This is a genomic window from Achromobacter animicus (assembly GCF_902859585.1).
GTDB classification, from domain to species: domain Bacteria; phylum Pseudomonadota; class Gammaproteobacteria; order Burkholderiales; family Burkholderiaceae_B; genus Achromobacter; species Achromobacter animicus.
Genome location: NZ_CADIJM010000002.1, coordinates 330,303 through 356,177, shown reverse-complemented (window position 1 = coordinate 356,177; position 25,875 = coordinate 330,303). Strand labels below are relative to the sequence as shown.

General features: G+C 64.5%; 22 protein-coding genes. 7 read left to right on the top strand and 15 right to left on the bottom strand.

What is annotated here, in order from left to right; all coding sequences use genetic code 11:
• Positions 1–219: 219 nt before the first annotated feature.
• Both HV681_RS06455 and HV681_RS06450 read left to right on the top strand, forming a co-directional pair.
• On the top strand, positions 220–975 hold the full coding sequence (locus tag HV681_RS06455) for a hypothetical protein (RefSeq protein WP_175122294.1): 756 nt from the start codon (positions 220–222) through the stop codon (positions 973–975).
• A gap of 151 nt (positions 976–1,126) precedes the next feature.
• Positions 1,127–1,756, top strand: a complete 630-nt coding sequence (locus HV681_RS06450) for an HAD family hydrolase (protein ID WP_175122293.1) — start codon at positions 1,127–1,129, stop codon at positions 1,754–1,756.
• A gap of 30 nt (positions 1,757–1,786) precedes the next feature.
• On the opposite strand, the gene HV681_RS06445 is transcribed toward HV681_RS06450, so the two are convergent.
• The 6 genes from HV681_RS06445 to HV681_RS06420 all read right to left on the bottom strand — a co-directional run bounded on the left by HV681_RS06445 (position 1,787) and on the right by HV681_RS06420 (position 8,038).
• The gene (locus tag HV681_RS06445) at positions 1,787–1,999 is read right to left on the bottom strand and encodes a hypothetical protein (protein ID WP_175122292.1); all 213 of its coding nucleotides are present in this window, start codon (positions 1,997–1,999) and stop codon (positions 1,787–1,789) included.
• Positions 1,996–3,165 (bottom strand): PepSY-associated TM helix domain-containing protein, encoded by a 1,170-nt coding sequence (locus tag HV681_RS06440; protein ID WP_175122291.1) that lies wholly within the window; start codon positions 3,163–3,165, stop codon positions 1,996–1,998. The genes HV681_RS06445 and HV681_RS06440 overlap by 4 nt, the downstream gene beginning before the upstream one ends.
• Before the next feature lie 10 nt (positions 3,166–3,175).
• A complete protein-coding gene (locus HV681_RS06435) occupies positions 3,176–5,371 on the bottom strand; it encodes a TonB-dependent receptor (protein WP_175122290.1) in 2,196 nt (731 codons plus the stop codon).
• Positions 5,372–5,561: 190 nt separating this feature from the next.
• A complete protein-coding gene (locus HV681_RS06430) occupies positions 5,562–6,251 on the bottom strand; it encodes a 4-carboxy-4-hydroxy-2-oxoadipate aldolase/oxaloacetate decarboxylase (RefSeq protein WP_175122289.1) in 690 nt (229 codons plus the stop codon).
• Positions 6,248–6,967, bottom strand: coding sequence for a PIG-L deacetylase family protein (locus tag HV681_RS06425; RefSeq protein ID WP_175122288.1), 720 nt, complete (start codon positions 6,965–6,967; stop codon positions 6,248–6,250). Before HV681_RS06425 ends, HV681_RS06430 begins: the two co-directional genes overlap by 4 nt.
• A 66-nt stretch (positions 6,968–7,033) precedes the next feature.
• Positions 7,034–8,038 (bottom strand): Bug family tripartite tricarboxylate transporter substrate binding protein, encoded by a 1,005-nt coding sequence (locus tag HV681_RS06420; RefSeq protein WP_175122287.1) that lies wholly within the window; start codon positions 8,036–8,038, stop codon positions 7,034–7,036.
• 110 nt (positions 8,039–8,148) lie between these two features.
• Here HV681_RS06420 and HV681_RS06415 point away from each other — a divergent pair, with 110 nt between their 5' ends.
• Entirely contained in the window at positions 8,149–9,042 is an 894-nt protein-coding gene (locus HV681_RS06415) for a LysR family transcriptional regulator (protein ID WP_175122286.1), read from the top strand.
• A gap of 45 nt (positions 9,043–9,087) precedes the next feature.
• Positions 9,088–9,933: a DMT family transporter gene (locus HV681_RS06410; RefSeq protein WP_175122285.1), complete on the top strand. Its 846-nt coding sequence runs from the start codon at positions 9,088–9,090 to the stop codon at positions 9,931–9,933.
• A gap of 81 nt (positions 9,934–10,014) precedes the next feature.
• Here the strand turns inward: HV681_RS06410 and HV681_RS06405 are convergent, their stop codons facing one another.
• From HV681_RS06405 to HV681_RS06390, 4 genes are all read right to left on the bottom strand, one after another.
• Positions 10,015–13,533, bottom strand: coding sequence for an autotransporter outer membrane beta-barrel domain-containing protein (locus HV681_RS06405; RefSeq protein ID WP_175122284.1), 3,519 nt, complete (start codon positions 13,531–13,533; stop codon positions 10,015–10,017).
• A gap of 309 nt (positions 13,534–13,842) precedes the next feature.
• The gene (locus HV681_RS06400) at positions 13,843–14,388 is read right to left on the bottom strand and encodes a GAF domain-containing protein (RefSeq protein ID WP_175122283.1); all 546 of its coding nucleotides are present in this window, start codon (positions 14,386–14,388) and stop codon (positions 13,843–13,845) included.
• The gene (locus HV681_RS06395) at positions 14,385–15,740 is read right to left on the bottom strand and encodes an MFS transporter (RefSeq protein ID WP_175122282.1); all 1,356 of its coding nucleotides are present in this window, start codon (positions 15,738–15,740) and stop codon (positions 14,385–14,387) included. Before HV681_RS06395 ends, HV681_RS06400 begins: the two co-directional genes overlap by 4 nt.
• Before the next feature lie 49 nt (positions 15,741–15,789).
• Positions 15,790–17,019 carry a metal-dependent hydrolase family protein gene (locus tag HV681_RS06390; RefSeq protein ID WP_175122281.1) on the bottom strand — a complete coding sequence of 410 codons (1,230 nt, stop codon included), beginning with the start codon at positions 17,017–17,019 and terminating at the stop codon, positions 15,790–15,792.
• Positions 17,020–17,195: 176 nt separating this feature from the next.
• On the opposite strand from HV681_RS06390, the gene HV681_RS06385 reads away from it, so the two are divergent.
• Entirely contained in the window at positions 17,196–18,164 is a 969-nt protein-coding gene (locus HV681_RS06385; protein WP_175122790.1) for a LysR substrate-binding domain-containing protein, read from the top strand.
• Positions 18,165–18,237: 73 nt separating this feature from the next.
• Here the strand turns inward: HV681_RS06385 and HV681_RS06380 are convergent, their stop codons facing one another.
• Positions 18,238–19,215, bottom strand: coding sequence for a D-2-hydroxyacid dehydrogenase (locus HV681_RS06380; protein ID WP_175122280.1), 978 nt, complete (start codon positions 19,213–19,215; stop codon positions 18,238–18,240).
• A 202-nt stretch (positions 19,216–19,417) separates the two neighbouring features.
• Between HV681_RS06380 and HV681_RS06375 the strand changes: the two genes are divergently transcribed.
• On the top strand, positions 19,418–20,413 hold the full coding sequence (locus HV681_RS06375; RefSeq protein ID WP_175122279.1) for a LysR family transcriptional regulator: 996 nt from the start codon (positions 19,418–19,420) through the stop codon (positions 20,411–20,413).
• Positions 20,414–20,430: 17 nt separating this feature from the next.
• On the opposite strand, the gene HV681_RS06370 is transcribed toward HV681_RS06375, so the two are convergent.
• A complete protein-coding gene (locus HV681_RS06370) occupies positions 20,431–22,146 on the bottom strand; it encodes an N-acyl-D-amino-acid deacylase family protein (protein ID WP_175122278.1) in 1,716 nt (571 codons plus the stop codon).
• A gap of 33 nt (positions 22,147–22,179) precedes the next feature.
• Positions 22,180–23,190 carry a Bug family tripartite tricarboxylate transporter substrate binding protein gene (locus HV681_RS06365; RefSeq protein ID WP_175122277.1) on the bottom strand — a complete coding sequence of 337 codons (1,011 nt, stop codon included), beginning with the start codon at positions 23,188–23,190 and terminating at the stop codon, positions 22,180–22,182.
• A 167-nt stretch (positions 23,191–23,357) separates the two neighbouring features.
• On the opposite strand from HV681_RS06365, the gene HV681_RS06360 reads away from it, so the two are divergent.
• Positions 23,358–24,290 (top strand): LysR family transcriptional regulator, encoded by a 933-nt coding sequence (locus tag HV681_RS06360; protein ID WP_175122276.1) that lies wholly within the window; start codon positions 23,358–23,360, stop codon positions 24,288–24,290.
• Between the two features lie 42 nt (positions 24,291–24,332).
• Here HV681_RS06360 and HV681_RS06355 read toward each other — a convergent pair whose 3' ends face one another.
• Both HV681_RS06355 and HV681_RS06350 read right to left on the bottom strand, forming a co-directional pair.
• Entirely contained in the window at positions 24,333–24,554 is a 222-nt protein-coding gene (locus HV681_RS06355) for a hypothetical protein (protein ID WP_175122275.1), read from the bottom strand.
• 52 nt (positions 24,555–24,606) lie between these two features.
• A complete protein-coding gene (locus HV681_RS06350) occupies positions 24,607–25,731 on the bottom strand; it encodes an FUSC family protein (protein ID WP_175122274.1) in 1,125 nt (374 codons plus the stop codon).
• Between the last annotated feature and the right edge of the window lie 144 nt (positions 25,732–25,875).

The window sequence follows — 25,875 nt, the reverse complement described above, 5'->3', positions numbered from 1 at the left end:
TCTGGACTGATATCAGGTAGTACCTCAAACCCGCACCCGCTCGCGCGCTGCGGGTTTTTTTCCGTCTGGGATAATCTCCGGTCCCTCAACCGTCAGATCCGTCAGGAGCGCGACTCAGCGCTTCCGTAGACCGGTATCGAAACAATGATCATGTCCATCAAATCCCCGCTCGTGACCATCGCGTGCGGGATTTAACAGCATTTGAACAACTAAAAACCTATGCCTCTGATGACCTGGATTCACCGCTTTTGGCCGGCGCGCTGCAACTGGCTTGCCGCTTTGGCCCTCTGCGTCTACCTGCCCGCAAATGCCGCGCAGGCAACGCCATCAGACGCCATCCAGCCGCCGGCCCTCGTGTGGGGCGCCGTTCCCAGCGCGGATCTCTACCTGCTGGTGGCCAGTCCGCGCCTCAGCAAGCCCGAGCTGCAACAACTGGTGGCCGACAGGATCGGTCGTGGTATTGGCGATAGCCATACCATCACCCAGGTCTGGAGCAATGTGCCGGAACCCATCCAGCTTTGGCTCTCGATCGATCCCACCCGGCTTAAGGAAGCCAAGCTGTCCACGGATCAGGCATTGGAGGCGCTGGCCGCCAAACTTGATATTTCCGCCCAGCCCACCCAGGGAATCCGCCCGCCCCCTGCGTGGATCTACTCCGGCGCGACACGTGAGAAGTTGGAAGCCTGGAGCGATGCGCCCCCAAGGTTGGCGGACGGCACCGTCGTCAACCCATCGGAATGGACAACAGTGGCATACCGGCAAGCGCCGGAATCCTGGGAAAGCTGGAACAAGGTTGGGGTAAGCCTTGCGGTGTCAGCAGCGTCGCGCCGCGATTCGTTGGACAGCATCGTCAGCGAACGGCTGCAAGCGCTGGCGTCCCATCTGCCCGATGACGTGTCGGTAATGATCCTGCCGGTGGGCCCCCGCTTGAACGAAGCCGACGGCATATTCGTCACGGTCGCTCGCGACGAGTAGCCCCTCACCCGGTGCTCCTTCCTCCCTGCTCATCCGAAGACCAAGGGGTCCAGCAAGCCGCCGGAAGTTTTGCCGCTAGAATCCGTCGCAGACAGGCTGGACATCACGGTCCGGCCAATCACCGGAAAGCCTCATTGGCGCAGGAGGTTCAATGGCAATCAAGGCCGTGGCATTCGACGTATTCGGAACCTTGGTCCACATCGAACGGCCGACCCGACCGTTCCGCAAGCTGGTCCGGCTGCTGCATGAAGCGGGTCGTCCGCGCCAGCGCGACGACGGGGTCCGCGCGATGAGCAATCCGATCGACCTGCGACAGGCCGCCAGCCTGTTTGGCGGAGTGGTCAGCGATGCAGATCTGAACGCGCTTGAAGCCGAATTGCGTGAAGAGATTCAATCCATCTCGCTTTTCGCGGATGCCACGCCGACGTTGCTTGCATTGCGGAAACGCGGCATCAAGGTCGCGCTTTGCTCCAACCTGGCCGCGCCGTATGGTCCGCCGGTGCTGGACTTGCTGCCCATTCGGCCGGACTTCTGCGCCTGGTCGTACGAAGCCGGCGCCGTGAAGCCGCAAGCCGAGATCTACCAATACCTTTGTGATGGCATTGCGTGCCGGCCCGATGAAGTGCTGATGATCGGCGACACCATCGAGGCCGACATGATCGGGCCACGAAAATTCGGCATTCACGGCTATCACCTTGACCGGCACGCGGCCACGTCAAAGTCAGCGGACTCCGTTCAATCGCTAAGCGACGTGCTTACGCTGATGGCCGCGCGCCACTGACGAGCGGCCGGCGGCGAGATGAAGGAGACTTCACCCGCCCCGCCTCCGCCACGCCCACCACACCGCCCCGATCGGCGCAAAGATCGCCAACCACGACACGCCATCCCACACCCCATCGCCCAGCAGCGCCGACACCAGTCCCACCACCGACGCCACGCCCAGCCAGATGGGCGCGCGGAACACCTCGCCAGCCGACTGCAGGTGTTCGGTGCGCGCGCCGCGCGCTTCGCTCGTCCTGTTCATTGCGCAGCCTCCTGACGGTCGCTTTGGCGCAGCGCATTGGCGGTTTCAGCAGCATCCTCTGCCAAGGGCTTGGCAGCCGTCGCAGCCTTGGGCTTGCGCAGCCACAAGTACAACCCGCTACCCAGCACCACGATCGCAAACAGATCCAACACCGCCCAGAGGATCTTCAACGGCAAGCCGCCGTAATCCCCAAAATGCAGCGGCTGCGACAGGAACAAGGTCTTCACGTACCACGGCATTTCGCGCGTGTCGGTCAGTTCCCCATTCGTCGCGTCCACCAGCGCCGGCTTGAGCAGGCGCGAAGTCACGGGCGTATTGCCCTTCATGAAGAACGTGTAATGGTGCGGGCTGGAGAACATCGTCCCGGGAAACGCCACCAGGCTCACCGCCATGTCCGGCACCGCGGCACGCGCGGTGCGGATGGAGTCTTCCAGGTGTGCGGGTTGCGTAACCGGCGGCAGGCCGCGGAACGGCGCGGTCATTTCCGCCATCTGGTCCATCTGCCATAGGCTCAACACGACGCGATTCAAGGTGTTGATGCTGCCCGTGATGCCAACGACCAGCAGCCACACCACGGTGACGATGCCCAGCAGGTTGTGCCAGTCCAGCCATTTGACGCGGGTGCTGCGCTGGGTGCGCAGCGCGCCGAACTTCAGACGTCGCATAAAGGGGTAATACAGCACCACCCCGGACACGATGGCGACCACCATCAAGAGGCCCATTGCGCCCAGAAACAGCATGCCCGGCAGGCCGGCGAACATATCGGTATGCAGCTTGAGCATGACGTACATGAAGCCTTCGTCGGTAGCCGGCTCGTCCAGGACCTTGGCCGTGCGCGAATCGATGACAACCGCGTTGTTCTCCTCGGGCGGGGCGTCGACGGCGCTGGCCATCGAGACATACGTAATGTCGGGATGCTCGTCCTGATCCCAGAACATGTAGCGGATGACTTCGCCCGGGCGCCGTTCCAGCGCGGTCTGGGCGATCTGGTCCATGCTGGCGTTGGGCGTGCCGGCGGGCATGGGCGGCGCTTCGACCACGCCTGACAGGTGCTCGATCTCTTCGTGAAAGATCAGGGGCAGCCCGGTCAGACACAGCAGCAGCATGAAGACCGTGCAGATCAGACTGCTCCACTTGTGTATCCATGACCAGGCTTGCGTGGACATATCTGCCTCCTTAGAAGGCGATGCTGGTCGAGAACGTGTAGGTGCGCGGCGAGCCTACGAACAGATAACCGGCGGTGGCGGTTCCCCAGTAGTTCCGGTTGAACAGGTTCTCGACGTTGAAGCGGAAGGTGACGGGGGTGCCGCTGATCTTGGTTTCGTAGCGGGCACCGGCGTCGACGCGGGTCCAGCTTGGCACCGACAGGCTGTTGTCGGCGTTGGCATACGTTCTGTCGGTGTAGATGACGCGGCCCAACACCGTCAAGCCGGGAACGAAGGGCGTATCCCACTCGGCGCCCAGGTTGAATTGCCAGTCAGGCACACCGATGGCCTTGTTGCCCTGAAGGTCGGGCGTGGTGGCCTTGTTGATGACGGCGTCGATATAGCTGATGCCGCCCAACAGACGCACGCCCTTGGTGACTTCGCCGGCAAAGCTGGCTTCCACGCCGCGGTTGCGCTGTTCGCCGAACTCGCCGAAGGTGTTGCCAGAGATGCCGGAGCTGGGCCGCGTCAGCTCAAACAGGGCGACAGTGGCCAGCATGTTGTCGTTCAGGTTGTACTTGACGCCGATTTCCTTCTGCTTGGACTTGAACGGCGACAGCGTCTCGCCCGGGTTGGTGATGGCCGCGCTGGTCGGCGCGGTGTCGCCTTGGGACAGGCCTTCGACGTAGCTGGCATAGACGGACAGGTCCGGCCGCACCTTGAAGACGACGCCGGCCAGCGGCGTGGTCGCGCTCTTGTCGTAGCGCGGGCCGCTGGGCTCGCCGTTGGTGAAGTTGTAGTTCTGGCCCTGCACGTTCTGGCGGCGCACGCCAAGCGTCAACTGCAGCCGGTCGTCCATGAAGCCCAGGGTGTCGGCCAGCGCATAGCTGGTCAGCTTGACGCTCTGGTAACGGTTCAGCGGATTGCTGACGCCCGAGATGGACGGCGTGTCGAAGGTGTTGCCGGCGTAGATGTTGGAATTGCCGGGCGGGAAACCGGTGTTGAAGCCCAGGTCGGAGTCCTGGTCCAGCAGCGTGTAGCTGAAGGCGACCTTGTGGCTCACGGGGCCGGTCTTGAAATTGCTGCGCAGGCCGGCTTCGGTGGACTTGCTGTCCACCGTCATCCGCTGCCAGCCGCCGAAAAATGAGTAATCGCCCTGCGAATTCTGCAGCACGGGGTTGGCGGCAAAGGCGTCCCAGTCCAGCTTGCGCTGGCCGTAGCCCGCATAGGCAGTCAGGTAGTCCGTGATGTCGTATTCGATCTTGAAGACGCCAGCGGTATTGCGGCCGTCGCTCCAGCCCAGGCCGGGATACGGATTCTTGTTGCTGGGCGCCTCGGGAATCGAGGTCAGGTCGTCGCCAAGCTGGAACTGGCGCACGACATTGTCGATGCGTTCCTTCTGCCAGATCAGGTCCAGGGACGACCGCAGTCTTTCACCGCGATAGTCCAGTGCAACCGAGCCGAGCGCTTCGCGCGTGGACTGGTCCTTGATCGGCGTGTCGCCGTCGCGCAGCATCCCGTTCACGCGGATGCCGAACGCGTTGCCTTCGCCGAAACGGCGGCCGACGTCGGCATGCACGCCAAAGACGGAGTCCGACATGACTGAGCCCGTGAGCCGGGTGATGGGCTCATCGGTCGCGCGCTTGGGCACCAGGTTGACCACGCCGCCCACGCTGCCGCCCGGCGTCATGCCGAATAGCGCCGCGGACGGGCCCTTGATGATCTCCACGCGTTCCAGGGTCTCGACCGGTGCGCGCCAATATGGCGTCAGCCCGAACATGCCGTTGAACGCGAAGTCTGCAGTCGGCACATTGAAGCCGCGGATGGTCAGGTCTTCGTTGATGTTCGAACGCGCGCTGCTCATGCGCACGGACGGATCCATAGTGGCGACGTCGGCCACGGAACGCGCCTGCTCGTTCTCGATGGTCTGGGCGGTATAGCTGGTGACGCTGAACGGCGTGTCCATGACGGACGTGTTGCCCAGGATGCCCATGCGGGCGCCGCCGCCGATCAGGCCGCCGGCGATGGGCGCAGGCGCCTCGCCCAGGGCGATCGGGGCACTGGTCACGGTGACGGTGGGCAGGACGGTGATCCCGGCGGGAGCCGGGGCCTGCGTCTGCGCGGAAACCGACGCGGCATAGAGCGCGGCGCTGCCCGCCAGTGCCTGCTTCACTGCCAGGGCGACGCCCTTCTGCCTGCCTTGACGGCCTTTCGATGCTTTACCCACAGCCCCACCCCATGCGTTCTTTTATGTAAAACGCGCATGATAAGCATTCTTATTAGTTATCGCTATGGGGGGTTATCTTGATGTGGCATCGGCGCATCAATCGTGGAATCTGTGCCGGCGGCCCTAAGAGTCATCCAGATGGCCTCATCCATCGCTTGAGGCGGTCGTCTTAAGTTTCTGCGCCGGCGTTTCAGGCTCCAGGATTGCGGTCCACGTATACCAGCCCCGCCGCGGCCAGCTTTTCCCGCATGCCATAGATATCCAGCCCCAGTTCCCCGGCGGCCAACCGCTTGCGTTTGGCCGTCTCGTTAATCAGCCGCGCATCGCAGGCGTCAGCAACCTGCGCCGCACGCTCGCGCGGCACGATGCACACGCCGTCGTCGTCGGCGATGACGACATCGCCGGGCTGAACGAGCGCGCCCGCGCACACGACCGGCACGTTCACCGACCCGGGCGTCGCCTTGACCGTGCCCTTGGCAGAGATGCACTTCGACCACACGGGAAACTGCATGTCCTTCAGCGCCGCGACATCACGGCAGCCCGCGTCGATGACAAGCCCCTGTACGCCGCGTGCGCGCATCGAGGTGGCAAGCAGTTCTCCGAACATGCCGTCCTCGCTCGACGACGCGCAGGCCACGACGACGATATCGCCCGGCCGGCAGAGTTCGATCGCAACGTGCAGCATCCAGTTGTCGCCCGGCTGCGCCAACACCGTCACGGCGCTGCCTGCGATGGATGCGCCTGCGTACACGGGCCGCAGGTAGGGTTGCAGCAGGCCGGTGCGATGCTGCGCCTCGTGTGCGGTGGCCACGCCTGCCGACGCCAGGCGTGCGATGACCCTGCTGTCGCCGCGGTCGATGTTCCTGACGGCAATGCTCATGCAAGCTCCCCGGTGACTTGCGGGAACACGCGCTGATAGCCTTCGGCGTACTTGATCTTCAGGTTCGAGTTGCGCGATGCCTGCACGCCGCGCTGCAAGGCGACGCGGGTGTAGTACTCCCACAGGTGCTCCTGCGCGGCCATGGTTTCGAAGGCCCGGCGCTTCTGGTCCCAGACTTCGGAGATATCGAACAGCACTTCGGGCTTCCACTCGCACTGCTCGGGCTGGTGCGGCTCGAACAGAAACACGGGCGGCGCGCCCAGCACCGCCTGCTCGGGATGGTGCCCGTGCGCCTGCGCAATCACGCGAGCCTCTTGTGCGACGTGCGTGGCAAGCGGATGGTCGAAGTTGTAGGGGTCTTTCTGCGAATGCGTCAGCACGAATTCCGGCTGCAGTTCGCGGTACACATCCACCAGTTCAAAAAGCGCCTCGTCCGAGACGCGCAGCGGATAGTCGCCGCAGTCCATGAACCGGATGTCCGCGCCCAGGATGTCGGCCGCCAGACGCGCTTCGTCGCGGCGGTCGGCCTTGACGCGTTCCAGCGTCATGCCCGGCTGCTTCCACAGCTTGGCGGATTCGCCGCGTTCGCCGAACGACAGGCAGACCACGGTCATTTTCCAGCCGCGTTTGGCGTACAGGGCGATGGCGCCGCCCGCGCGCCAGACGAAGTCCGCGGAGTGCGCGCTGACCACCAGCCCGTTCTTTTGCCGTTCCATTTCAGTTCCTCTATGCATGGTTGCCGGCCGGACCCGCCCTGCGGACCCGTACCAGCGCGAGCGCGGTCAATCAGCCTTGATGCCCGCGTCCTTGATGACCTTGGTCCACTTGGTGGTCTCCGCTGCCACGAATTGGCCGAACTGCTTGTCCGTACCGGGCGTGACGACCGCGCCCATTTCGCCGAAGCGCTGCTTTACGGCGGGGTCCTTCAATGCGGATTGCAGCGCGGCATTCAGCTTTGCCGTGACCTCGGGCGGCAAATCCTTGGGGCCGATCAAGCCCCACCACACCGTGGCCATCGCGCCCGGCAGGCCTTGCGACACCACCGTGGGCACCTCGGGCAGCATGCTTGCCGGCTCGTCGTCCAGCACGGCCAATGCGCGCAGCTTGCCCGCCTTCACGTGCGAGACGACTTCCAGCGGGTTGATGGACATGAAGGAAATCCGCTGCCCCAACAGGTCGGTGACCGCGGGTGAACCGCCTTTGTACGGCACATGCAGCGCCTTCATACCGCTCTCGCGCTTGAGCAGTTCGCTGGCCAGATGGCCGGAGCTGCCGTTGCCGGCCGACGCGTAGGTCAGCTTGTCGGGATGCGCGCGGCCATAGTCCGTCAGGTCCTTCAAGGTCTTGAACGACGACTCGACCGGCACCACCACGGCCAGCGGCGCGTAACCGATGGCGCCCACGGGGGTGAAGTCGTGCGCGGGATCGAAGGTCAGCTTGGAGAACAGCGCACCGTTGGCGGCCAGCGTATTCGACGCGGTCAGCAGCGTGTAGCCGTCCGCCGGGGCGCGCGCCACGGTGTCCATGCCGATATTGGTGGCCGCGCCAGGTTTGTTTTCGACGATGATCGTCTGCTTCAGCGCATCACCCATCTTCTGGCTGACCAGGCGGGTGACGATGTCCACGCCGCCGCCGGCGGCATACGGCACCACGATACGGATCGGCTTGTCGGGGAAATTGGCCTGCGCGGCAGCCGGCAGCGGCGCCAGCATGGCGGCGATCAGTGCGCCCACGCCTGCGGCGGCGGCAAACGTGCGGCGGGACCGGGAGGGCTTGAAAGCCTTCATGGTTGTCTCCTGTGTCGTTATACGTGTTGGTATGCCCGAATGATGCGCGGCGTACACTCATATCGTCCAATACCGTTTTTCAAGATCATCTATTTGCTTTCCAAATCAATATGGATTTCCGCCAACTGCGTTACTTCGTCGCCGTCGCCGAGGAACTGAGCTTCAGCCGGGCCGCGCGCCGGTTGCACGTCAGCCAGCCGCCCCTCAGCCTGCAGATCAAGGCGCTGGAAGAAGAACTCGGGGCGCCGCTCCTGACCCGCACGAGCCGCAGCGTGGAACTGACGCAGGCGGGCGCGCTGTTCTTGGACCAGGCGCGCCGCGCGCTGTCCCACCTGGAACGCGCCGGCGAGGTCGTGCGGCAGTCGGCGCTGGGAGAAACCGGCGAGATCCGCGTGGCATTCACGGCGTCTGTGCCGATGTTCGACGCCTTTCCCCGCATCGTGCATGCCTTTCGCACGGACTTTCCCGGCGTGGGCGTGGACTTGAGCCATCAGTCGACGGGCCAGCAATTGCGGGCGCTGGCTTCCAAAGACATCGACGTGGGATTTCTGCGGCCATCCATCCTGTTCGTGCCGCCGCCCAACATCGCGACGCTGCCGCTGTGGACCGACCGGCTGATGGCCGCCCTGCCGCAATCGCATCCGCTGGCGCGCCGTGACACGCCGCTGTCAATGACGGACCTGGCAGACGAATCCTTCATCCTGTTCCCGCGCGGACTGGGCTGCGGCCTGTTCGACCACGTGAGCGTACTGGCCAACCGGGCGGGCTTCGCCCCGCAAGTCGGCCAGGAGGCGCGCGAAGGCGCAACCATCATCGGTCTGGTCGCGGCGGGGATGGGCATTTCCATCCTCCCCGACACCTACATGAAAACGGGCATTCCCGGCGTGGCCTATCGCGAACTGGATACGCCAGACGCCCAAAGCCAGGTGCTGCTGGCGTATCGTTCGGAAGACGGCTCTCCGCTGGTGCAGCGGTTCCGCGAGACCGCTTCGGCCGTGCAGTAGACGGCAGAGGCCGCGGATCGCAGTGGTGATTCAAAGACCCCCGCCATGACCCTCCGCCTCTTCGCGCTCACCCTTTCCGCCATGCTGGCCTTTGCCGGCAATTCCCTGCTTTGCCGCCTCGCGCTCAAACAGACGGCGATCGATCCCACCACCTTCGTTGTCATCCGCGTTGTGTCGGGTGCGCTGATGCTATGGCTGGTGCTGGCACTGCGACGGCAGTCCGAGCGTCTGGAAGGGTCCTGGGCGGGTGCGTTGGCGCTGCTGGCATATGCACTGGCGTTCTCCTTTGCGTACACGCATATTCCCGCCGGCACGGGCGCCCTGCTGCTGTTTGGGGCGATCCAGATCAGCATGATCCTGTACGGCCTGGCGATTGGCGAACGATTGGCGCCGCTGCAATGCGTTGGCATGGCGTTGGCGATTGCCGGGCTTGTCGCGTTGATGCTGCCCGGTACGGACGCGCCACCCGTGTTCTACGGATTCCTGATGATCCTGTCCGGCGTGGCGTGGAGCATTTATTCGCTGCTGGGCCGGGGCGCAAGGAATCCGGTGGCGGCAACCGCCGGGAATTTCATCCGCGCCGCGCCGGTTGCGCTGGCGTTGTTGCTTGCGCAGTTCGTCATGTCGCACGTTCGGCTCGACGCCGCCGGCGCCGCCTATGCCGTGGCGTCTGGCGCGGTGACGTCGGGCCTGGGGTACATCCTCTGGTACGCCGCGCTGAAACGGTTGAACGTGACGCGCGCCGCCACCGTGCAGCTCAGTGTCCCGGTGCTGGCGGCGTTGGGCGGGACGCTGTTTCTGAATGAACCGCTGACGGTTTTGCTGGTGGCCGCGTCCGCGCTCGTGCTGGCGGGCGTGTCTCTGGTGATTCTCAACAAGCGCGTGGCTTGAATCGCCTCGGCCATCGCCATGAAGGGCAGACCGCCGCGGCCATCAACGGCCCGCATTGCAGTCCGCCCTTCAGCGCGCAGGCTACCAGCGATACCCGACGTTCAGCATGCCGCCGTAGCCCCGCTGACCGCCGTTTCCAGCCTGGCCGAACAGCTCGCCGCCAACCTGCCACGACTCGCGGACATTTCCGGCCACGCCGATTCGCAGTTCCGCCGCGTCGCGCATCGGCGTTGCCTGGAACGTCGAGGCGCCCACGTTGGCTTTCGCGCTGCCCGAGTTATGCAGCCAATTGGCCTCGACGTAAGGCCGCACCGGCGACGTGGCGGCGTCGTTGCCAAGCGGGTACGCCCGGACACCCACGCGCGAAGTGACCGAACTGGCGGGCGAATTTTTCAGCGTCATGCTGGGCAGGACGGCGTCCTGGGCGTTGTAACGCGTATAGGCCAGTTGTGCCTGCGGCACCACCACCATCGAACCCAATGCCGAATCCGCAGCGAAGGGCTTGAAGGCGTAGCCGGTTTCCACCGATGCGGTCCAGGTGTTTGAACGGTAACGGGCCGAGCCCAGTTCGCTATTGATTTCGTTGGAGTAGCGGCCGAACTGCAACCACGAGTCGGCGTACGCGCCCAGGCGGGTGGCATCGTCGGCGTAAGCCGTTGCATAGACGCCCACCGAATACCCGGTGACCTTGCCGCGGGCGTCAACGCGCATCGCCATGCCGGTACCGGGGTGGATGAGCTGGGAAGTGGCGTTCGTGCGTGCATCGCCCGCGCCGGCCATGACGCCTGCCTTGAGGACGCCTTGCTGACCCAGGCGCGTGCTCAACAGGTCGGCGCCCAACTGCAGCATGGCGGTGTCGGTATCGATGCTTACCCGGCCTTGCTGAAGTTCCATTCCGGTATGGCGCGCGCCCTCGGTACGTGCCCACAACTGCCGGGATGCCGCACTGGCGGGTGCAGACTGGCCGGCCGACGTTTGCGCCACGCTACGATCCGCCAGGCGATGTACGAACATGCGGGTGGCTGCGAACTGGTTGCCGATGTGCGCGCCGCTTTCCGGGGAAACGTTCTGCAGCGTGCCCGGGGCAGGACCGGTGGCGCCGCCGCCACTACCGGGAGGTGTCGTCCCCCCACTGCCAGGCGGCGTTTCGGTGCCACTGCCAGGAGGCGTTTCGGTGCCGCTGCCAGGAGGCGTTTCGGCGCCACTACCCGGCGGCGTTTCAATGCCGCTGCCAGGAGGCGTTTCGGCGCCACCACCCGGCGGCGTTTCAGTGCCGCTGCCGGGAGGCGTTTCAATGCCGCTGCCAGGCGGCGTTTCGATGCCGCTGCCAGGAGGTGTCTCAACGCCACTTCCGGGCGGCGTCGTTGACGTCAGATACCAATCGGACGCCACGCCGCCCGTGCCGCCCTGAACCAGGAAATAGTCGTAGCCATTGAGCGCCAGGCTAATGGTTGAAGGCCGATAGCCAGTCGAGTCCGCGTCCAGATAAAAAGCATTGCCTGAAATGGTGGCCCCGTTGGTGGCTTGCACGAGCCGGATGCCTTGCGTGGTCAACGCGCCTGCGCCGCCTGCATTCAAGACACGCAGCCCGGTGGTGCCCGTGACCGCGCCGCCGTCCACGACGAGCCGGTCGGTCAGGGACGTGTCGTCGCCCAGGTGGGTATTCATGACCAAGGTGCCGCCGCCGATGTAGTCGGACACGGTCAGCGTCTTGAATCCAGATTGCGCACCGGGAGACACGAACTGCACGACACCCGCGTTGGTCAGGGTCTTGACGGCCGAATCGCCGCGCATGTTCCAAACGCTGCTGGCGTCTAACTTGACGCTGTCCACCGAACCCTGCCCCGCGCGCACCGCGCCGGTCCACTCACTGCCGCTGGCCAGGTCAATATCGACGCGGCCGCTGTCGGAGGTCAACACGTCGCCCGTCATGAGCGCGCCTGTGGCGTTCAGGGTGACGCGTTGCGTCTGGTACGGTTGCCCGGGGACGATTCCCGCGCTGGGGGTCGCCTGCGTTCTAAGCAGGATGCCGCTGGCTTCGTCGCCGCCGGCTCGGGCCACCACGGTGGCGTTCTGAATGGTGATGTCGTGGTCTCCACCCCTGACGAGAAACCCCACACCATCGTGGGTCTGGAGGTTGCTGCCGTTCGACAATACGAGCGAGTTGGCGCCCTGCGGCTCGTAGCGCACGCTCTGCACGCCGTTTGCGTTCTGGCCCGTCATGATGACTTGCGTGTCGCTCAGCGAAACCGTCGTGTCGCCGGCGCCGATGTTTCCAAGCATCTGCACGCCGATCGAGCCTGTGGATTGCCCGTTCAACTGCGAATTGACAGCGTCGATGCGTGCCTCGTCGGTTGCCCGAAGCGCTGCGCCCGCGCTGCCGGACACGTCCACGGTAACCCCGTCCAATGTCACTTGCGTGCCGCGATGGTTGGCACTCACGCCTACCGCATTCATGGCTTCGGCCAGGATATGCGTTCCCACGGCGTCGATCGTTGTCGTCGCCGTGTCATCGATCGAGTGTGCATACAGGCCGGCGCGTCTTCCGCGTAAGGTCCCGCCTTCAATCTGTACCGCCCCATTGCGGCTTCGGATCGCATACAAGTCCGCACGGATGTCCAGGTTCTTTCCGGTCATCACATGGTTGTTCATCACCGTGACGCCCTCGTTGAACGCGACGGCTTCGCTGCCGATCGTCACGTTCGTCAAAGACGCCGAAGACACACCGGTTTGCGTCGTCTCGTTATACAAGAGCACGCCGAAGCTCACCGAATGCGGACCAGCAACCACCGTATCCGTCACGGTCAGGCTGGAACCGTCGATAACGGATATCTGGCCTTCAATGGTGCTTCCTTGAATGGTGACGATGGCGTTTTGCGAGATATGCATGGTTGCCGCCGTGGCGTTTTCCGTGCTTCCTGCCTTGACCTGGCTATCGGTCAGCAACAGCGTGCCTTCTTGCACCGAAAGGTCCGCCCCGGTCGCCGCGCCCATGTCATCCACGCTGGACACAATGACGTTGGACAGTTCGACGCGCCCGCCTGACTGGACGCGCACGCCATAGCTGTTGACGCCATTGAGATCAATGCTCTTGATCTCCAGGTCACTTGCCGTGATGACACCCCCATCGGAAGCCCGGACTGTCCCCAGGAAACCGCCCGATCCCGACACGGCTCCGCCAAGCAGTTCGATGCGGCCCGCATCGGTCGCAAGCACGGTCGTTGCCTCTGAGGATAGGAGGGAGATGTCGGCGTGGATAGCGCTATCTTCCAGGGACGCAGACAATGCAGCGCCGGCTTGCGTCTGGATCGTGCTGCTCGCCATCCTGATCTTGCCGCCGCCGTAGGCATGCGCGCCCCGGCCGTCTCCTTCGGTGGTCAGCGTAAAACCAGCGCCGGACACGCTATTGCCGTGGTTGACACGAATTGCATCTCCCGTGCTGACCGTAATGCTCGACCCGGGGACCACCACCACTGTCACGTTGCCTTCTGGGTCATCGAGGAGGATCGGAGATATCGGCGCCGCCAACACCATCAAGGGAAAGGCCGGGATCGTGGCGGCGAGAATCGCCGCGACAACCGGGGAAAGGGGGAAGTGCATTGCAAGCTCCGTAACCCGTGCGCGGCTTCGGAGATGCGAAAAGCCAGATGCCGGCCAATTGCAGCGCCGCAGAACCGCCACGAAAAAAAGCAACCATTCTCTTGACGCCCCGCAAGCTCGCACATCGAAAGACTTCTAAAGCTCGCTCCCCCTCTTGCAAAAACGCGGTAACACGCAACAATTCAGACCAGTTCCCGAAACAATGTGCAAAACCGGGGCCGTCCCGGTGTCCGGACGAAAAAAGGGCCGCTTCGAAAAGCGGCCCGCAAACCCAGTCCCGCACCGGGACGGATACTCAAATAACGTGTCTCACACGCTGTCCAGCACGGAGCGGTCCACATTGGCCGCCGCAGACGCCGCGTCCTGCATCGCTTCGATGAACACGGGCGCGCACAACCCAGCCACCACCGCCGCCAGATCCTGATCGATATCGTCATAAGCGTGACGCGCGGCCAGCATGTTCAGCGAGCCGATCACCCGCCCCGCATGCCGCACCGGAATGTTGAACGCCGATTGCAGCCCGCGCTCGATCAGCATCGGCGCCTCGGAAAACACGGTGCGCACGTCGTCTTCGTTGCTGGCGACATACAAGCGCCCTTCTTCCAGCACCAGCCGGGACCACGGGCCGTTGCCGGTGGCCTTGAAGCCGCCCAGCGGGCTGATGCTTTCGTCCGACGTATGCAGGCGCTTCATCAGCCGGTGGTCCTGCAGGTACAGCAGCGCGGTGAACAGCTTGTGGCCAAAGCAGGCTTGCAGCAGGTCGGAGATCACGCTCCACTGCGCCCGCCGGTCCGCCGCCAGCGCCAGATCGCGCGCGTGCCCGGCCAGCGGCCGGAATGCGGAGGCCTTCGTCATGCGTTGATCTCCTCAAGCACGACGCCACGCGTGTTCTTGCCGTAGAACAGGATGCCCAGGCCGCCGACCAGCAGGATGGCGGTCATCATCGCGAATACGCCGGCAAAGCCCAGGACCGGGTACGCGACGCCGACGATGGTCGGCGAAGCGATGGAGCCGATGCGGGCGAAGGCCGACGCCGCGCCCATGCCGGTCGCACGGATCGACGTGGGATAGATCTCGGCGGTGTACGTGTACTGGCCGGCGATCACGCCATTCATGCCGAAGGACAGCAGCATGCTCAGCATGATGATCTGTTGCTCGCCGCTGGCCAGCGCCAAGCCCAGCGCGGACAGGCACGACAGCAGCATGTAGGCCAGGATGGTGTATTTGCGGCCGATCTTGTCGTTGAAATACGCGGCCGAAAAGTAGCCGGGAATCTGCGACAGGTAGATCAGGATGGTGTACGAGAAGCTCTTGGTGATGGTGAAGCCGCGTTCGACCAGCAAGCTGGGAATCCACACCAGGAAGGCGTAGTAGCAGAACAGCACCGTGATCCAGAACACCCACACCAGCACGGTCGTGCCCAGGTATTCCTTCGAGAACAGCTGCGCCAGCTTGGCCATCGCGGTCTGCTGCGGCGCGGCGGTGGCAGTGGCCTTGCGCGTAGCAACGGGCGTGGGCAGCGGGCGGCCGGTGCTCTTCAGGACTTCGGCTTCGATGGCTTCGCAGATGCGGTTGGCTTCCGCGGTCTGGCCGGTGTGTTCAAGCCAGCGCGGCGATTCAAACAGCGACTTGCGCCACCACAACAGGAACACGACGGGAACAGAAGCGATGATCATGATCCAGCGCCAGCCGTCGTCGCTCATCGGCACGATGAAATAGCCGAGCAACGCGGACATCACGAAGCCGAACGAGAAGAAGCCGGCCAGCGCGCCGGTGAAGCGGCCGCGATACTTGCTGCTGACGAATTCGGCCAGGTACGGCGCGATGATGGCGCCTTCAGCGCCCATGCCGATGCCGGCAATCATGCGCAGGATGTAGAACTCGTGATAGTTGCGGGCAAAGGCGTTGAAGAACGTGGCGACGCAGAACAGCAGCAGCGCCCACATCATGATCTTCTTGCGGCCGTAGCGGTCGCCCAGGATGCCGGAAAACAGCGCCCCGACCAGGAAGCCGACATAGGTGCTGCTGGCGATCCAGCCGATCTGGCCGGTGGTCAGGCCCCACTGCGTGCGCAGCGAGGGAATGATGAAGGCGATGATGCCAGCGTCCAAAGCTTCAAAGGCCAGGCCGAGGCCGCCGATCATCAGCAGCCGGAAATGAAAGCTGCTGAAGGGCAACCGCTCCAGGCGGTCGGATACGGAAAACATGATGGGGGAAATTCCGGAGTAAAGAAGAGGGGAACGAAGCGGTCGAACGTCAGCAGGCGTTCTTGTGCAGCAGGCCGCGGTTCATGATGAGCTTGATCGAATCCGGCTTGGTCAGCAGTTCGATGTCGTCCAGCGGATTGCCGTCGATCAGCAGCAGATCGGCGTAGGCGCCTTCGCACACTTCGCCCAGCAGGCCTTGCTGGTTCAGGATCTCGGCGCCGATCAGCGTGGCTTGCTGGATGACCTTGGCGTTGCCCAGCACGCGGCTGCGCAGCACCAGTTCGTCGGACTGCATGTAGTGGGTTTCGCCCAGCAGGTCGCTGCCGTAGCCCATCTTTACGCCGACGTCGTCCAGGATCTCCAGCGCGGTCAGGCCCTGCGTGCGCACGGTGGCGATCTTCTTGACCGAGTCCAGCGGCAAGCCGTAGCGCTCGCCGTCGTTGGCCAGACCTTCGTAGGTGATCAGCGTGGGCACCATGTAGGCGCCGTGTTCCTTCATGACCTCGGCGGCCTCACGGTCGACGAGGTTGCCGTGCTCGATGGTGCGCACGCCGCAGCGCACGGCACGCGTGATGGCGCGCGGGGTGTAGGCGTGGGCCATCACGTAGGTGTTGGCGTTGCTGGCCTCTTCCACAATGGCGATCAGCTCGGCTTCGGAGAAGCCCAGGTTCTGGATGGGATCGTTGGGCGATGCCACGCCGCCGGACGCCATGACCTTGATCTGCGTGGCGCCCTTGAGGATTTCCTCGCGCACGGCCAGGCGGCAGTTGTCGACGCCGTCGACCACGCGGCCGATGTTGCCGATCTTGACCGAGCACGGGCAAGGATCCAGTTCGTCGTTGCGCTGGCGGAAGTCGCCATGGCCGCCAGTCTGCGACAGGGCCTTGCCCGAGCAGAAGAGACGCGGGCCGTCGATGGTGCCGTCCAGCACGGCCTGCGCCAGCGCCCAATCGGCGCCGCCGGCGTCGCGCACCGAGGTGAAGCCGCGGTCCAGCATGCCCTGCATGATGGGCAGCGCGCGCAGCAGCGCCAGCGCGTTGGGCAGGGCCGCGACGCGGCCCAGGTTGAACGACGACGCCACCACGTGCACGTGGCAGTCGATCATGCCGGGCATCAAGGTCATGCCCTTGGCGTCCACCACCTGCGCATCCGCCGGCGCCGTTGCGTCGGCGGCGATGCGGGTGATGACCCCGTCCTCGACCAGCACGGTCGAAGCGGCTTCGAGGGCCAAGGTTCGGGTATTGAGGATCCTGCAATTCTTGATGACAACCGGATTCATAAATCAACCACGTAAACAGTTCAAAACGCCGGGAAATCGGGGCATGCCGAACTCTACCGGTACAATTCCGGGGTCCGATACCGGGTCTCCCCCTATGCGTTCGACACAAATTTGAAGAGCCTTATGAGCTTTACTCATACCCCCCTATGAGACGCCGCTGCCCCACCCTGTCCGAATTGAACGCGTTTTCCGCGGCCGCACGGCATCTGTCTTTCTCGAAGGCGGGCAAGGAACTGTTCGTCACGCAAAGCGCCATCAGCCGGCATATCGCCACGCTGGAAAGCTATCTTGGCCACGCGCTGTTCATTCGGGGTACGAACGGGTTGCAGCTCACGCGCATGGGCGCCACCTACCTCAGCCTGATCCGGCCGGCGTTGCATACGCTGGAAAGCGCCACGTCGCAGGTCATGGCGACGCAGCAGTCGGCAAAATCCCTGAATGTCTCGGCCGCGCCCACGTTTGCGGCGCAATGGCTGTTTCCGCGTCTGAAGACGTTCCGCGAGGTCAATCCGGACATCTCCATCAATTTCGTGCGTTACAGCGTCGCGGATTACAAAAGCACCGAGCTGGATTTCGATGCCTCCATCCAGTACGGCTATGGCGACTGGCACGACGGCGCCGCCAAGTATCTGACGGGCCGCGAAACCCGCCTGGTGTGCTCGCGGGAATACCTGGATCAGCATCCGATCAGCAGCCTGGAAGACATCAAGCAGTGCACGCTGCTGCAGCACATCGAAATTCCGCTGTCCTGGGAATATTGGTTTTCGACGTACCTGGGCGATTATGACCGCGCCCGTTTTGGCCCCGGCTTCAATCTGTTTTCAATGATTATCCAGGCCGCGTCGTCCGGCTTTGGCGTGGCGCTGATGCCGCACTGCCTGATCGAAAAGGAATTGGCCACGGGGCAGCTGGTCGACATATTCGATCGCACCTTTGAAAGCCCGCTTGGCTATTATCTTTGCGCGCCGAACTGGCGCAGCAACATGGAAAGCTACGAGCGGCTGAGCCAGTGGCTGGCGCATGAGTGCTTTCATGGCGGCGGCACGGACCCTGCGGGGCAAGCGCCAGGAAAGCCAGATCTTGGCAAACCTGCCAACGGACAAGCGTGCGCGACCGATTGCCCGTATTGCGTGGCGGCCGCGTAGACGGTCCGCGCTGGATGCGCGCGGCGGTCTGGAGCATGAAGGTTCCCGAAAGTCGCGGGCATCGCGGGCGGCATCATTGCCGCCAGCCGCGCAGGTAATCGAGGAAGATGCGGTCCACGCGCGCCTCGTTGCCGTCGGAGTGCCCTGCCGAATGCGGCGTGGCGATCACGTTTGGCAGCGTCCAGAGCGGCGACGCGGCGTCCAGCGGCTCGTGTTCGAAGACATCCAGAAAGGCGCCAGCCAGCGCGTTGGTGCGTAGTGCCTTGATCAGGTCGGCTTCGGCAACGACTTCGCCCCGTGCGACGTTGATGAGCCGGGCGTGCGGCGCCATGGCGGCCAGCACGCGGGCGTTCACCAGGCCGCGCGTGCGGTCGCTCAAGGGGCACGCCAGCACCAGCCAGTCGGCGCGGCCCGCAATGTGCGGCAGATCTTCAAAGGCGTAGGTTTCCACGCCGTCCGCGGGCGGCGCGGCCGCGCTGCGCATGGCGATGACGTTCAGTCCCAGCATCCGCAGATACCCGCCCAGCGCGCGGCCGATCGGGCCCCATCCCACGATCACGGCGGTCTGCCCAGGCAGATCGCGCGGCATCCGGTCACCGATCAGCGGCGTCCAGGTTTGGGCACGCTGGGCGTCGAACAGGCGCGGAAACTCGCGCGCCAGCGCCAGAATCCCGGCCAGCGCGGTCTGCGCCACCACCTGCGCGTTGGCGCCGGACGAGGTGGTGACACGCACGCCGCGGGATTTCAGTTCGCCAAAGATCGGCCGGTCCGCGCCCGCCGAGTGCACGTGCACCCAGGCCAGCTTCGGCGATTGACGCAGCGAGACGTAGAAGGCTTCAAGCGGTTCCAGGACGCGATGCTTGGTCGACAGGCCGGTCACATCTCGCGAGATGAAAGCGACGTCGGCACCGGCGGGCGCGTTGCCCTGCGTCCGCGCCGCGATGACGGGTTCGAACGCGCGTCCATCCAACGCCTGCGCGATCTCGCTGCCGATGCGGCTTAGCGTCGGTTCGGACATGAGGATCCGCAGCGGTTGTTGTGGTGTGGTCATGGGCGGCAGCCCACGCGCGAAAAGCAGGATGCGGTCTGCGATACATCTGCACTGCTCATCTCAGGTTGCTCCCTCTTACACGCGATGACGGCGGCACGGGACGCCGAGTCGAGGAGAATTCTAGAGCGCGCTTTTCTTCACTACAAATTGTTGGTTTTTACTTATTATTCGTTTTTGCCAATATATAGAGCGGTGGCGAAGCATGTCGACCAAGCGCAGCATCACCCTGCGGCACTTCCGCAGTTTCGTGGCGGTGGCCAACACCGGCTCGTTCACCGTGGCGGCGTCGCAGCTCTTTCTGACGCAGTCATCGCTGACCGCGACCATCCAGCAATTTGAAGACGCCGTGGGCGTCAAACTGTTCGACCGCAGTACGCGCCGCGTGGCGATGACGCCGGAGGCCGCCCGCTTCAAGGCGGAGGCCGAGCGCATCCTCAGCCAGTTCGACGGCGCACTGAGCGACCTGGAGGCGTTGTCGCAGGGCCGCCAGGGACACGTGCGGATCGCGGTGGTGGCGTCGGTCACCAACTACTTTCTGGGCGACGCCATCGCGGCCTTTCGCCAGGCCTATCCCAAGATCACGTTTTCACTGCACGACGCCGGCTCGGAACTGGTCGAGAAAATGATCGCCAACGGCGACATCGACTTTGCGATTTCGACCTCGCATCATGGTTTGGAAGAGTTGGTTTATACGCCGCTGTTCGAGGACCGCTACGGCGTGATCTGCGCCGCGTCGTATCCGTACGCGCAAGGCGCAAAGCCATTGAAGTGGGCCGACCTGGATCCGGCGCAATACGTGGGGTTTACCGAAGACACCGGCATCGGCGCGTTCCTGCGCGCACACGCCGGCAAGCCGGGGTTCTTCGAGCAGCAGCACGATGAGGTGTCGCGCACGTCGTCGCTGCACGCCGTGCTGCGTGGCGGCGGGCGATATTCGATCCTGCCGGCGCTTGCGGCAAGCTCCATCGCGCCGCCGCAGACGCTAGGGAGCGAGCCGGGGCCGTTCGTGTTCCGGGAACTGAGTTCGCCCCGGTTGTCGCGCGAGGTCTGTCTGATCACGCGACGCTTGCGGTCGCTGTCGGCAAGTTCCGAGCTGTTCCTGCAGTACATCCGGGACGTTATCCACGACAAGCCGGTGCCAGCGGGGGTGAAGGTGCTGGGCAGAAGGACCAAAAAGGCGCCGCCTTCCGGGGTCTGACAGGAACGCCCCAATGCTCATCCCGGTTGCGGTCCGGCACCCCGCAACAACTTGCCCGGCAGCTCTCCCGTTGCCTCGCCGCGCTCGAAGATCGGCAGGCCGTTGACCAACGTGGCCGCGTAGCCATCGGCACGCTGCACCAGCCTGCGCCCGCCACCCGGCAGGTCGAACACCATTTCCGGGCAATGCACCTTCAGCGCATCCGGGTCGATGACGTTGATGTCGGCCTTATATCCCGGCTGCAATAGCCCCCGATCGTGCAAGCCATACACCAGCGCGGTATCGCGGGTCTGCCGGCGCACCACGTGTTCAAGCGGCAGGAGCGGGCCTCGGCGACGGTCTCGCGTCCAGTGGCTGAGCATGAAGGTCGGCATGCTGACATCGCAGATGTAGCCGCAATGCGCGCCGCCATCGGACAGGCTGTTCACCGTGTTCGCATGCTGCATCAGCTGGTGCAGGTGATCGAGGTTTTCATAGGAATAGTTGAAGGACGGATAGTAGAGAATCGCCCGGCCCTCGTTCTCCAGCATCAGGTCATACACCAGTTCCAACGGCGGGCGCCCGGTGCGCGCCGCCATGGCCGCCACGCTGTCTTCGGGCAGCGGCTCGTAGTCGGGATCCTGGCCCAGCCGGTAGATCTTGTGAAAGCTGCTGAACAAGGTCTCGGCCCGGCGGTCCAGCAGGCCACGCTGCTCGCTCATGATTTTCTGGCGGACCTGCGGATCGCGCAGTTGCGCGAGCTTTTCTGGCAGGGGCAGCGCGTGCAGCGCCTGATAGGTCGGATGGGCAATGAAGGGATGCAACGAGCTTTGCCAGGAGAACAGGATGCCCAGCGGCCGGCCGCTGATGCCGGCCATGAGCGGCACGCCTTCATCGCGCGCCTTGTCCAGCGTGCGCACGATCTGCTTCCAGACGTCAGGCGCGCCGTCGGTCTGCTGAAGGTTGAACAGCACCGGCAGACGATTGTGGCGGGCAAGCTGTTCCAGCCAGGGAATCTCGCCCTCCATCGCGGGATGGTTGGCCGTCATCTGGAACACGCCGTGGCCGACCTCGCCCATGACGGAGCCCAGCGCGCTGATCTCTTCGCCGGTGGCGAACGTGCCCGGCGGGTACTTGCGCTCGTCGTACTTGTGCAGGAACGTCCGCGACGTCGAAAAGCCGACCGCCCCCGCCTGCAATGCTGCGCGCACGACCTCGCGCATGGCCAGCAGGTCGGCGGGCGAGGCCTCGTCGTGATGAATGGCGCGGTCGCCCATCACGTACGCGCGCACCGCGCTGTGCGGGATCTGCGCCCCGATGTCCAGCGCCTTGGGCCGCCGATCCAGCGCATCCAGATACTCGGGAAAGGTTTCCCAGTCCCATTCGATGCCTTCCGACAGCACCGAGCCCGGAATGTCCTCGACGCCCTCCATTACCTTGATCAGCCATTCGCGACGGTCGGGCTTCACCGGCGCAAAGCCCACCCCGCAGTTGCCCATGATGGCGGTGGTGACGCCATGCCATGTCGATGGACTGAGGTACGGGTCCCACGTCGCCTGGCCGTCGTAATGGGTGTGGATGTCGACCCAGCCCGGCGTCACCAGCGCGCCCGCCGCGTCGATCTCTCGCCGCGCGGCGCCCGCCTTGCCGCCGGCCTGTACGATCCGGCCGCCGTCAATGGCAAGGTCGCCCACCCGGGCGCTGGCGCCTGAACCGTCCACCAGCGTGCCGCCGCGTATCACTACATCGTGCATTGTTGTCTCCTGGGGCCCGGGGGCCCGTCAGCCTTATTCCAATACCAGCCCGATCCGGCGGATCACGTCGCCCCACCGCGCGCTGTCGCGCTGCACGATGGCCGAGAATTCCTTTGGACCCGCGCCGCTGACCTCATTGCCTTGCGACAGGATGGTCTGGGTGATTTCAGGGGTTTCCAGCGCGGCCCGAAAGACCTGGGCCACGCGTTCGGCGAGTGCGGGCGGCATGTCGCCCGGACCGAAGATGCCTTGCCAGCCCACGATGTTCAGACCCTCGATCCCCTGTTCCTCCAGCGTCGGCAATTCAGGCAGCACGCTCAGGCGCCGGTCCGTCGCCGGGCCCAGCAGCTTGACCTTGCCCGCGCGGGCGTTCTCGACCGCGGTGGCGGTGCCGTCGAAGTAGACCTGCACATCGCCCGCCAACAGCGCGCGGCTGGCGTCGGCTGTGCCCTTGTAGGGCACGTGGACGATGTCGGTGCCCGTTTTCATCTTGAGAATCTCGCCATTCAAGTGGGATGTCGACCCGGCGCTGTACGAGGCGTAGTTGAGCTTTCCGGGATTTGCCTTGGCGTAGGCAATCAGCTCGGCGGTTGTGGAGAACGGCGCGTTGTTGTTGGCAACAAGCACGGTTGCCGACCTGACCGCCTGCAGGACCGGCGTGAAGTCCTTGACCGGGTCGTACGGCAGCTTTTTGTACAGATGCGGATTTTGCGTGTGCGTGACGACGATGGTGTACAGCAGCGTATAGCCGTCCGGCTTGGCGCGCGCCACGTCCTGCGCGCCGATCATCGTGCCCGCGCCCGGCTTGTTGTCGATGATGACGGAGGCGCCGGTCTGCTGCGACACCTTGGCCGCCAGCATGCGCGCCAGCGAATCCGAGCCCGACCCCGCCGGAAACGGCACGACCATGCGTATCGGCTTGCCCGAGGCAGGCCAGGCGTCGGGTTGCGGGGATGGCGCCGCGACGGCCGCCGTACAGGCCAGCATGCTCAGCGCAGCGGCTGCGCTCCAGCCCGCCAGATGGAATATCGGCTTGCGGTTCATGTTGTCTCCTCCTGCGAGGTTGGCGTGTCGCGGGGCCGCGCATCGCTCTGTATGGTGTTTTCCCGGGTGCTTGCAACATTTGCTGCCGGCCCGTGGTCAAGCTGTTTTAGTCTTGCAACTGACGCGAATCAATTGCATATTTGGCGCAGTTCCGATGAGAAAAACACATGGGCCTGACGATACGTTCGCTCCAGCACTTTTCCGTCCTCGCCGAAGAGCGGCACTTCTCTCGGGCGGCCCAGCGGCTGCATCTGACGCAGTCGGCGCTGACGCGCAGCATCCAGTCCCTTGAAGAGACGCTGGGCCTGGTGCTGGTGGATCGCGCGTCGATCGGCGTGACGCCGACGCAGGCAGGAAAAATGGTGCTCGATCGTTCGCGCCGCATCCTGGGCGATGTTCTCGCCCTTCGGCGCGAGGCCGAATTGATGAGGGGCCACGACACGGGACGAGTCAGCTTCGGGGTCGGGGCCTTTCCGGCGGCGGGGTTTCTGTCGCCGCTGCTGGTCCGCCTGGCTCGCGATCACCCGGGCCTGAGCGTGCATGTAGAGATCGAAAGCTGGCAGCGGCTGTTGGACAAGCTGTTGCAGGACAAGCTGGACTTTGCCGTGGCGGTGACGCACAGCCTGCCGCCGCCGGCGGACTTCATCGTGCGTGCGCTGCCACCGCAGCACGGCGGCCTTTTCGTGCGGGCCGGGCATCCGCTGCAATCGGTCCGAAAGCCAAAGTTACGTGCCGCGTTGGCGCAATATCGGCTGGCTGCCACCGACCTGCCGCAACGCGCGCGAGAGTATCTGGCAAAGCTATATCAAGTGGCCGGCGTGGATGAACTGCCGATTGCCTTCGAGTGCGATAGCGTCAGCGCGCTGCGCGACGTGGCCGTGGGGAGCGACGTGGTGCTGTTCTGCACGCGCGAGGCCATCGTCGCCGAGCTGGCGCAAGGGGCGCTCGTGCCGTTGCCCCTGCCCTATCCGGCCTCCGGCCCGCTGACCTACAGCGTCATCCATCGCGCCCGCCGCAGCTTGTCGCCTACCGCGGAACGGATCATCACATTGGTGCAGGCGTATCTGGCGGGCGAAGGGACTGACGGGACGGCGGACTGATCCCTGAGCGATGGCGCGGTGTCATTCCCCGCGCCACGCGATTCACACACCCGCCCCCGGATCCTGCTCGCGCCGCTCGGCGTCTTCCTGCGCGGCCACGTCTTCAAGCTTGACCTGACTGGTGCTGCCGTGCTTGGCGGCGCACTGCGCGGGATTCTGGGTGCTTTTGACGCATTCCGCGAATGCGAGCGCCGCGTCCACGGTCGCGAAGTGATACGACTGGCCGTCGGCGAACGCGACCTTTCCTTCGACAGAACAATCCATAAGTGCCTCCAGGGTTTTGGAAAGCCCATGCTGCCGCGTTGGCGCGGCGGCGTCAATTCACCCGGCGAGGCAGCACCGCCCGCATCCATCGCGACAGCACGGGACGGATGCGCTGGTTGTGCAGCAGCACCGCGCCCAGCACGCCGATGAAGGCGCCGAGCACCGTGTCCACAAAGCGTGCCTCGATGACGTCGATGGGATAGCCCTGCCCCAGATGCGGCGCCTCGGCCAGGAAGATGGTCAAGGGCGTGATCAGCACAACTGCGCTGGCGTAGTGCCGCACCACCAGCGTCTCGATGCCGAAGGACAGCGCCATCATCACCAGGCTCAACGTCCAGACGTTGAGCGGCAGGCTGAGCAGCGCCCACGCCACGCACAGGCCGACCGCCGTGCCCAGGATGCGGTGCATCTGCCGGCTCCATGCCGCGCGCAGGCTGGCGCCCTGGATGATCGCCAGGCAGCTCACCGGCACCCAATAGGGCCGCTGCAGTTGCAGCAGTTCGGCCACCAGCAAAGAGATACCGACGAAAAGACCGATGATCACCGAGTCGTAGACCACGAAATCGAACGTCGGCTTGGGCAGTTCCATGGGCGCGGGCGGCGGCGCGACGCGCGTCATATGCAGTGAATACGCAAAGGCCACCAGGCAGGCGACCAGGCAGCCCAGCGCCACCATGCCCACGCGCAGCGGCACGTCGTGGACGGTGCCGGGCGTGTACGCGGCAATCGCCGTAGCCATGATGAAGAACAGGCTGCCCGGCGGTCCCAGGCGATAGCAGCGGCACACCATGTTCACCACCATGGCGATCAGCGTCAGCGCCGCGATGGTGGCGGTGGGCCAGAACTGCGTCAGCGCGCCCAGCGCATAGCAGGCGACCATGCCGAACGACGCGGCCAGCAGCATCATCATGCGGATCTGCAGCGAGGCGTTGGGCAGGCTCAGGAACACCATGCCGCCCAGGCTGGACATCAGCCCGTAGTCCATGCGCCCGAAATATGCGCCCACCATCAGCGGCAGGCCCGACGACAGCGCGGCGGCCAGAGGCATTTCCCACGGGCGGTCACTGGCGTGGACGCGGGTCAGCTCGGTCCAGGTGCCGAGCAACTGGTCCTTGACGAAGGCGAAGGGGCGCCTCGGCTGATCGTCCGGCCCTGCGGGGTCGTCATGTCGTGTCATAGGCCGATTCTATTCCCCATCAAATTCCGCCACTCGGATTTAAGGGGAATTCCCCGATTCTCCCTCCCGGACCCACTGGTACTATGCGCCGCACTTCAGCCTTCGGCTGAGCGATAAACATGCGCAACGCTGCGCGGAGACACC

Coding starts and splice junctions, on each gene's coding strand:
- HV681_RS06450 (WP_175122293.1), top strand. CDS start 1,127: ATGGCAATCAAGGCCGTGGCATTCGACGTATTCGGAACCTTGGTCCAC.
- HV681_RS06405 (WP_175122284.1), bottom strand. CDS start 13,533: ATGCACTTCCCCCTTTCCCCGGTTGTCGCGGCGATTCTCGCCGCCACG.
- HV681_RS06445 (WP_175122292.1), bottom strand. CDS start 1,999: ATGAACAGGACGAGCGAAGCGCGCGGCGCGCGCACCGAACACCTGCAG.
- HV681_RS06420 (WP_175122287.1), bottom strand. CDS start 8,038: ATGAAGGCTTTCAAGCCCTCCCGGTCCCGCCGCACGTTTGCCGCCGCC.
- HV681_RS06400 (WP_175122283.1), bottom strand. CDS start 14,388: ATGACGAAGGCCTCCGCATTCCGGCCGCTGGCCGGGCACGCGCGCGAT.
- HV681_RS06350 (WP_175122274.1), bottom strand. CDS start 25,731: ATGACACGACATGACGACCCCGCAGGGCCGGACGATCAGCCGAGGCGC.
- HV681_RS06370 (WP_175122278.1), bottom strand. CDS start 22,146: ATGCACGATGTAGTGATACGCGGCGGCACGCTGGTGGACGGTTCAGGC.
- HV681_RS06440 (WP_175122291.1), bottom strand. CDS start 3,165: ATGTCCACGCAAGCCTGGTCATGGATACACAAGTGGAGCAGTCTGATC.
- HV681_RS06415 (WP_175122286.1), top strand. CDS start 8,149: ATGGATTTCCGCCAACTGCGTTACTTCGTCGCCGTCGCCGAGGAACTG.
- HV681_RS06380 (WP_175122280.1), bottom strand. CDS start 19,215: ATGACCACACCACAACAACCGCTGCGGATCCTCATGTCCGAACCGACG.
- HV681_RS06410 (WP_175122285.1), top strand. CDS start 9,088: ATGACCCTCCGCCTCTTCGCGCTCACCCTTTCCGCCATGCTGGCCTTT.
- HV681_RS06395 (WP_175122282.1), bottom strand. CDS start 15,740: ATGTTTTCCGTATCCGACCGCCTGGAGCGGTTGCCCTTCAGCAGCTTT.
- HV681_RS06425 (WP_175122288.1), bottom strand. CDS start 6,967: ATGGAACGGCAAAAGAACGGGCTGGTGGTCAGCGCGCACTCCGCGGAC.
- HV681_RS06355 (WP_175122275.1), bottom strand. CDS start 24,554: ATGGATTGTTCTGTCGAAGGAAAGGTCGCGTTCGCCGACGGCCAGTCG.
- HV681_RS06390 (WP_175122281.1), bottom strand. CDS start 17,019: ATGAATCCGGTTGTCATCAAGAATTGCAGGATCCTCAATACCCGAACC.
- HV681_RS06375 (WP_175122279.1), top strand. CDS start 19,418: ATGTCGACCAAGCGCAGCATCACCCTGCGGCACTTCCGCAGTTTCGTG.
- HV681_RS06430 (WP_175122289.1), bottom strand. CDS start 6,251: ATGAGCATTGCCGTCAGGAACATCGACCGCGGCGACAGCAGGGTCATC.
- HV681_RS06365 (WP_175122277.1), bottom strand. CDS start 23,190: ATGAACCGCAAGCCGATATTCCATCTGGCGGGCTGGAGCGCAGCCGCT.
- HV681_RS06360 (WP_175122276.1), top strand. CDS start 23,358: ATGGGCCTGACGATACGTTCGCTCCAGCACTTTTCCGTCCTCGCCGAA.
- HV681_RS06455 (WP_175122294.1), top strand. CDS start 220: ATGCCTCTGATGACCTGGATTCACCGCTTTTGGCCGGCGCGCTGCAAC.